The sequence below is a fragment of the Streptomyces sp. NPDC048257 genome (genome assembly GCF_043201855.1).
In the GTDB taxonomy this organism is placed as follows: domain Bacteria; phylum Actinomycetota; class Actinomycetes; order Streptomycetales; family Streptomycetaceae; genus Streptomyces.
Genome location: NZ_JBICZI010000001.1, coordinates 870696 through 877737, shown reverse-complemented (window position 1 = coordinate 877737; position 7042 = coordinate 870696). Strand labels below are relative to the sequence as shown.

The window sequence follows — 7042 nt, the reverse complement described above, 5'->3', positions numbered from 1 at the left end:
CCCCCCCCCCCCCCCCCCCCCCCCCCCCCCCCCCCCCCCCCCCCCGCCCCCCCCCGCCCCCCCCCCGCCCCCGGGCCCCCCCCGGCGGTAGCGGGGGATGCCCGGTGGGTTCAGTGGCTACGGTCGGACCTCCGGCGGCGCAGGGCGAACACGGTGCCGCCCGCGGCCACGAGGAACAGGCCGACGCCGGCGCCGAATTCCACGGGATCCATGCCGGCCACACTGCCGCCCAGGCCGCCGCGCACACCGAGGGCGGAAGACGGGGTCGCAGCGGCGGCCGCGCCCGTGGCGGTTCGGGTGGAGCTTGTGGTCGGCGTGGTCGTGCCACCGGCGATCGTCAGATCGGCCGAGCCGGTCTCCCCGTTGCAGGTGAAGGAGACGGAGTAGACGGCGCCGCGCCGGGCGTCGCGGTCCACGGTGACCCGTACGGTCTGGCCCCGCGCGATGCTCACGGTGTCGAAGACCCCGGAGGAGGCGGTGGCGTAGGCGGCGTTGCACCGGCTGACCGCGAGGACCGTCTGCCCCCCGGGGGCGACGGTCGAAGGTGTGAGGGTGAAGCCGAACGAGGTGATGGTGGGCTGGGCCTCGGCCGCGGTCGCGGAGGGCACGGCGAGGGCGCCGAGCGCGAGTACGGCGCCCGTGGCGCCGGCGCTCAGCAGGGCGGTGGCGGAGGTACGTATCGCACCCATGGTTGTTCTCCGGATCCCCGAGGAGCAGCCGCGGAACGGTTTCCGCACGTGGGGGGTCGTGCGCCTCGATGTCCGACACGCTAGGTCCGGGTGCGGGGGCCCGCGATCAGGAACGGGCGAATGGGGCATGGCTCTGGGCCGAACCGGGGACGGGAGGCCCGTCCCCGGTTTGCGGGCGCCTGATCCGGAAGAGGCACCCCCTCCCTAGCCCCCGAGGTCCAGGTGGGGGAACTGGGCGAGGAACGGTTCGGCGGTGGCGGAGATGCCCCGCCCGAACGGTGCGTCGAAGTCCCAGATCAGGAACAGCAGGAACGCGATGAGGGCGCTGAACAGACCGGCCAGCAGCATCTCCCGGAACGACCGCCGGATCTGCAGGGTGAAGATCAGTCCCACGGTCACCAGGGCGCCGACGATCAGCCCGAACCACACCACCCCCGGCATGGTGGCCCCGGCACTCGCGCCGCGCGCACTGCGGGCGTCGTCGGCGACCGCGACCTGGTCGACCAGCGGCTGGTACGCCTGCCCCTCGTGGTCGGTCTGCGGCTCGTAGTCGGTGACGTCCCGGCGGATACGTTCCAGCAGCTCCCCGCCGTGCTCGGTCAGCTCGCCGTGGTCGGCCATCCGCTTCCACTCCGTGTCCACCACGTGGGTCACGTACGCGTCGACATCGGACCGGATCTTCTTGCGCACCTCGGCCGGGTAGACCTCGGAGCGCACGCTGATCTCGTGCAGGGCCTGCGCCTCCTGGCGCACGTATTCCTGGGCGGCCCCGCGGCCCTCCCAGACTCCGGCGATCGCGAGGCCCAGCACGATCGCGTAGATCACCCCGATCATCATCGTCATGTACTCGATGACGTCGGGGGTCTCGTTCGGATCGTCGTCGTCGCCGATCCTGCGGTGGTTGAAGAAGGCGATGGACAGCACCACGGCGCAAGCCGCGGCCATCGCGATGGACAGGACGAGCCATTCCGACAAGATGACTCCCAATCGGTTACTGGTGGGGCGGAAGAAGCGCTAGCGGGGGCGCAGCGCGACGATCGCGAGCACCGCGGGAGCGGCGGTCATCAGCGTGAATGTCACCGGCGAGATGTGGTGCTCGGCGGGTTTGCGGGCCGCGGCGTGATACGCGGGGCGGGCCACCGGTTTCCGCGGTGCGGGTTTCACCTCTGGGGCGGGTGGGGTCGGTGGTGCGGGTGGTGGCGGTGCGGGAGCCCTGACCACGCGGGCCGGCGGTGGTGCCGGCTTCGGCGGGGGCGGTTCGGGGAGGGCCGGCTTCGGCACGGGCTTCGGTACCGGCTTGGGCGGTGGCGGTGGTGGAGGCGTGGGTTTCGGGGGCGGTGTGGGCTTGGCCGGCGGCGGCGGCGGCGGAGGTGGCGTCGGCGGGGGCGGCGGTGTTGGCGGCGGCGGCTTCGGCGGGCACGGCGGAGGGGGCGGCGGCGGCGGGCAGTGGGGGTGGCCGTGATGACCCCCGCCATGGCCGCCGCCACGGCGTTTCCCGTGGTCGGAGCCCTGGTCGTCACCGTGATGTCCGCCACGCGGGCCGCGTCCGCGGTTGCTGCCGCCGGCCACCGCGGCGACCACGGTGGCGGCCGGGCCGTCGCCGGAGTCGGTCGTTGCGTAGGCGCGGCTATCAGCCACGGCCGGCGTGGCGGACAAGGCCGCCCACAGCAGGACCGGGACTGCCAGCAGGCGCCTGGCACAGGCTCTGTTCACCCCGGGAGCATGGGCCCGCGCGCGCCCGGGCACGCGAGGCTCGGCCCCGGTTCGCCTGAACGGGTGGACTGCCGACCGGAAGGGTTTGAGCCACTCTTGGGTCGGCGGCGTAGAGTGTCCGATCGCCCACCGATCAATTCCCATAAGGGACTTGTCGGTATCGCTCATTCCTCCGCGCGGTGTGGCGGCGCCTTTGGTGTGTGACGAAGAACGGATCGCCAATTTCCGCTTTTGCTCGCCCTGTTGGGAAATGATCAGTACATTCGGCTCGGACAGGAGTCCGACCTCGGACGGACGACCGCAGGACCAACGCTTGGAGACCCCGATGGAGCGCCCCGCCTGGGCCCCGCCAGGCATCGACATATCGGTGCCGAGCGTGTCCCGCATCTATGATTACTACCTGGGCGGGTCCCACAATTTCGAGGTCGACCGCCAGACGGCTCGCCGCGCCATGGAATTCATGCCGGGACTGCCCAAGATCATGCAGGCCAACCGGGCATTCATGCGCCGCGCCGTGCGGCACGCCGTCGCCGAGGGCGTCACGCAGTTCCTCGACATCGGCTCCGGCATCCCCACCTTCGGCAACGTCCACGAGATCGCCCAGGCAGCCAGCCCGCAGGCCCGCGTCGTCTACGTCGACCACGACCCGGTGGCCGTGGCGCACAGCCGCGCCGTCCTCACGGGGGACGACCACACCGGCATCGTCGCCGCCGACCTGCGCAAGCCCAAGGAGATCCTGGCCGCCCCCGAGGTGGGCCGGCTGCTCGACCTCGGCCGGCCGGTCGCCCTGCTGCTCGTTGCCGTCCTGCACTTCCTGGAGGACTCGGACGACCCGTACGCCGCGGTCGCCGAGCTGCGCGACGCGCTGGCGCCCGGCAGCCTGCTGATCCTCACGCACGCCTCGTACGAGGGGATCCCGCTCACCCAGGAGGTGGCGGGGGGCACCGTGGGCGTCTACCGGGAGATCCGCAACCCCCTCGTCATGCGCACCGGGGAACAGATCAGCGGCTTCTTCGAGGGGTTCGAGATGCTGGAGCCCGGCCTCGTGTCCATGCCCGACTGGCGGCCGGACCGGGCAGACCGTCCGGAGAACGCGCAGGACGCGGAGGACGCAGAGACGCCGGAGGACCCCTACGCCTTCTCGGGCTTCGGCGGCGTGGGACGCAAGGCGTGAGACTTCAGGCACAGACGGCGGGCGCGCCCAGCGCCCCGGCGGCGCCCGTCGCAGCGCCGGCCACCGCGCCCGCGGCGGCCCCGCACGGCGGCATCGAGGACCGGATCGCCCGCTTCGCGACGATCTGGGGACGGGCGATCTTCCCCGTCACGGCCACCTCGCTGACCCGCACCGAGTTCGAAAGGCACCTTCTGCCCCTCACCCGGACGCTCACCGATGCCCTGCGGGCCCGGCCCTTCGACGCCTCGGTCGCCCAGCAGGTGGGGGCGGAACTCGTCGCCGTGCACTGCACCGACCCCGAGGCCCTGGCCGGCACCCTCGGCGTGATCGAGTCGTACCTGGTGCTCTACTGCGGCCCGGACGGACCCGAGGGCTCCGGCGTGGGGGGCACCGAGGAGTACCGGTCCCGCTGCGCCCGGCTCCAGCACGGCATCGCGGCGGGATACGCCCGGGCCCTGCGCGAGCGCACCCTCAGGGAGCAGGAGGCCATCGCGCGCTCCGCTCTCACCGCCCGCACCGACGCACAGCAGGCCCTGCACGCGAGCGAGGAGCGCTTCCGGGCGGTCTTCGAGGGCGCGGCCGTCGGCATCGGCATCGCCGACCTCGACGGGAACGTCCTGGAGGTCAACGACACCCTGCTGCAGATGTTCGGCGGCCTGGAAGGGCACGTCCGCAGCCGCAACGTCAGCGAGTGGGGCCACCCCGACGACACACCGCACGTCTGGCGGATGTACGGCGAGCTGGTGCGCGGCGAGCGCGAGAGCTACCGCGTGGAGAAGCCGTACTACCGGCACGACGGCACCGTCCTGTGGACCAACCTGACGGTGTCGCTGCTGCGCGACGCCTCCGGCAAGCCGCAGTACCAGCTGGCGCTGATGGAGGACACCACCGAACGCCGGCTGCTGAACCTGCGCCTGCGCTACGAGGCCACCCACGACGCCCTGACCGGCCTGCCCAACCGGACGCTGTTCTTCGAACGGCTGGAGAAGGCCCTCAGCGGAGCCGGCGGCGACCGCTACGGCCTGTGCTACCTGGACCTCGACGGCTTCAAGGCGGTCAACGACAGCCTCGGCCACTCTGCGGGGGACCGGCTGCTGGTGGAAGTCGCCGACCGGCTGCAGAGCTGCGCGACCGGACCCGGCGAGGTCGTCGCCCGGCTCGGTGGTGACGAGTTCGTCGCCCTGACCACGGGCGCCGACACCGAGCAGAAGGTGACCGACCTCGCGGTCCGCATCCTGACCGCCCTGTCCACGCCGATCCGGCTCGAGGGCCGGGAACTGACGGTCCGGGGCAGCATCGGCATCGTCGAGGGCCGAGCCAAGGAGCGCACCGCGGCGGAGGTGCTGCGCAGCGCCGACATCACGATGTACCGGGCCAAGGCGGCCGGCGGCAACCGCTTCGAATTCGCCGACGCCGAGGCCGACGCCCGCGCGATCACCCGCCACGGCCTGACCAACGCCCTGCCGGCGGCACTGGAACGCGGCGAGTTCTTCATCGAGTACCAGCCGCTGGTCCACATGCGTGACGGCAGCGTGCACGGGGCCGAGGCGCTGGTGCGCTGGTCGCACCCGCAGTACGGGGTCCTGGGCCCGGACCGCTTCATCCCACTCGCCGAACGGACCGGGCTGATCGTGCCGCTCGGCCGCTGGGTCCTGGAGGAGGCCGTCCGCCAGGCCCGCATCTGGCAGCGTCAGCACGGAGGCTCGGCCCTGCGGATCAACGTCAACCTCTCGCCGACCCAGCTGCACCACCCCGGCCTGGTCGCCGACACCGTGGCGGTGCTGGAGAAGTCCGGCCTCGCCCCGGGAGCCCTCTGCCTGGAGGTCACCGAATCGGCCCTGATAGGGGCCGACGACGAACTCCTGGAGCCGCTGCGCCGGCTCGCCGCCCTCGGTGTGGACATCGCGCTCGACGACTTCGGCACCGGCTACTCGAACCTGGCCAACCTGCGGCGGCTGCCGGTCAGCGTCCTGAAGCTCGACCGCTCCTTCACCCAGGGGATGCAGCAGCAGCCCGCCAACCCGGTCGACGTCAAGATCGTGGAGGGGATCGTCGCCCTGGCCCACAGCCTCGAACTCGCCGTCACCGTCGAGGGCGTGGAGACCGGAGTCCAGGCCGCCCAGCTGCGCGCCCTCGGCTGCGACACCGCACAGGGCTGGTACTACGCGCGGCCGGGCGCCCCCGACCGCATCCACACCCTCTCCCTCTCGGACGCGGTGCCCACACCTTCCTGACCGCTGCCCCGTCCGGAGGCGGGAGACCGGAGCCGGGCCCGAGGCGGCCCGGCCTGCCTCAGGCGCGCTCCATGCCGACCTCCGTCCCCTGGCCGGGGGTCCGGACGGCCGCCCGGACCCGCTCGTACCGCTCCGCCGTGTCGGCCAGCACCTCGGCGGCCACAGGCAGTCGCTCCTGCTGGTACCGGTCGAGCACCTCCTCCCCGGCGGGCCCGGTGAGGGCGGCGGCCAGCGTCCGGCCTAGGGCGGCCGCGTCCTGGATCCCGGTGTTCATGCCCAGCCCGCCTGCTATGGGCTGCACGTGCGCGGCGTCTCCGGCGAGGAAGACCCGGCCCTCCCGTATCCGCGTGGCCATGCGGACGTTGACCCGCCAGGCCGAGATCCAGGTGGGATCGGTGAGCCGGATCCCCGGCACCCGGGCATGGCGGTCGAAGAGCCGCTGGAAGCTCTCCAGCGAGGGTGGCAGCGGCTCGCCCTGCTCGTCCCGCTCGGGCGAGGCCTGCAGCTGGAAGGAGTCCGTCCCCGGCATCGGGCAGAGCAGTATTCCGCTGCCCTCCGAGGTGAACCACTGGTGCCACACGTCCCGGCTGAGCCCGGGGGCGCCGACATCCCCGAGGACCATCGCGGGCTCCTCCTCACCACTGCCCTCGAAGGGGATGCCGAGCAGTTTGCGGGTGGTGCTGCGCCCGCCGTCGCACCCGGCGAGATAACGCGCCCCGATCACGGTGCCGTCCGCCAGCTCCGCCCGTACCCCGGCCTCGTTCTGGGTGATCGCGGCGAGCTCCGCTCCGTACTCGACCCGCACACCCAGCTCTGCGAGCCGGTCGCGCAGGGCCTCCTCGATCTGCCACTGCCCGATCAGCAGCCCTGCTGCGGTGGGGGTGTCGTTGATGTGTTCCCCGTCGAAGTACTTGCGCAGGACGACGCTCCCACTGCCGGTGGCGGCCAGGGTTTCGAGCACCCCGAGCTCCTGGAAGATCTCGAGGCTGCCCGGCAGCAGTCCCTTGCCCCGGGATTCGCGGTGCGGCTCCGTGCGCCGGTCGATGACCCGCACGGCGATTCCGCGCTGAGCGAGGTCGCAGGCGAGCGTCAGTCCGGTGGGGCCGGAGCCGGCGATCAGTACATCGGTCATCGGATGTCCTCTCTTCGTCGTTGCCTCAAGGAAAGCGGCTCCCCACCAAAAAAGCAACCCGGTTACAAAAATAACCCGGTCACGAATCCGTGCTACGCTC

The 7042-nt window shown here is 72.3% G+C and carries 6 protein-coding genes; 2 read left to right on the top strand and 4 right to left on the bottom strand.

Annotated elements, in window-relative coordinates; all coding sequences use genetic code 11:
- Nucleotides 1-110 precede the first annotated feature (110 nt).
- The 3 genes from ACGFZK_RS04080 to ACGFZK_RS04070 all read right to left on the bottom strand — a co-directional run bounded on the left by ACGFZK_RS04080 (nucleotide 111) and on the right by ACGFZK_RS04070 (nucleotide 1853).
- Complete coding sequence (locus ACGFZK_RS04080; protein ID WP_393847245.1) at nucleotides 111-689, bottom strand: hypothetical protein; 579 nt, start codon at nucleotides 687-689, stop codon at nucleotides 111-113.
- Between the two features lie 204 nt (nucleotides 690-893).
- On the bottom strand, nucleotides 894-1664 hold the full coding sequence (locus ACGFZK_RS04075) for a hypothetical protein (protein WP_393847244.1): 771 nt from the start codon (nucleotides 1662-1664) through the stop codon (nucleotides 894-896).
- Between the two features lie 39 nt (nucleotides 1665-1703).
- Nucleotides 1704-1853 carry a hypothetical protein gene (locus ACGFZK_RS04070; protein ID WP_393847243.1) on the bottom strand — a complete coding sequence of 50 codons (150 nt, stop codon included), beginning with the start codon at nucleotides 1851-1853 and terminating at the stop codon, nucleotides 1704-1706.
- 874 nt (nucleotides 1854-2727) lie between these two features.
- Here ACGFZK_RS04070 and ACGFZK_RS04065 point away from each other — a divergent pair.
- Complete coding sequence (locus ACGFZK_RS04065; RefSeq protein WP_393847273.1) at nucleotides 2728-3576, top strand: SAM-dependent methyltransferase; 849 nt, start codon at nucleotides 2728-2730, stop codon at nucleotides 3574-3576.
- Nucleotides 3573-5810, top strand: coding sequence for a putative bifunctional diguanylate cyclase/phosphodiesterase (locus tag ACGFZK_RS04060; RefSeq protein ID WP_393847242.1), 2238 nt, complete (start codon nucleotides 3573-3575; stop codon nucleotides 5808-5810). Before ACGFZK_RS04065 ends, ACGFZK_RS04060 begins: the two co-directional genes overlap by 4 nt.
- Nucleotides 5811-5868: 58 nt before the next feature.
- Here the strand turns inward: ACGFZK_RS04060 and ACGFZK_RS04055 are convergent, their stop codons facing one another.
- The gene (locus ACGFZK_RS04055; protein WP_393847241.1) at nucleotides 5869-6942 is read right to left on the bottom strand and encodes an FAD-dependent monooxygenase; all 1074 of its coding nucleotides are present in this window, start codon (nucleotides 6940-6942) and stop codon (nucleotides 5869-5871) included.
- Nucleotides 6943-7042 lie beyond the last annotated feature (100 nt).

Coding starts and splice junctions, on each gene's coding strand:
- ACGFZK_RS04080 (WP_393847245.1), bottom strand. CDS start 689: ATGGGTGCGATACGTACCTCCGCCACCGCCCTGCTGAGCGCCGGCGCC.
- ACGFZK_RS04055 (WP_393847241.1), bottom strand. CDS start 6,942: ATGACCGATGTACTGATCGCCGGCTCCGGCCCCACCGGACTGACGCTC.
- ACGFZK_RS04065 (WP_393847273.1), top strand. CDS start 2,728: ATGGAGCGCCCCGCCTGGGCCCCGCCAGGCATCGACATATCGGTGCCG.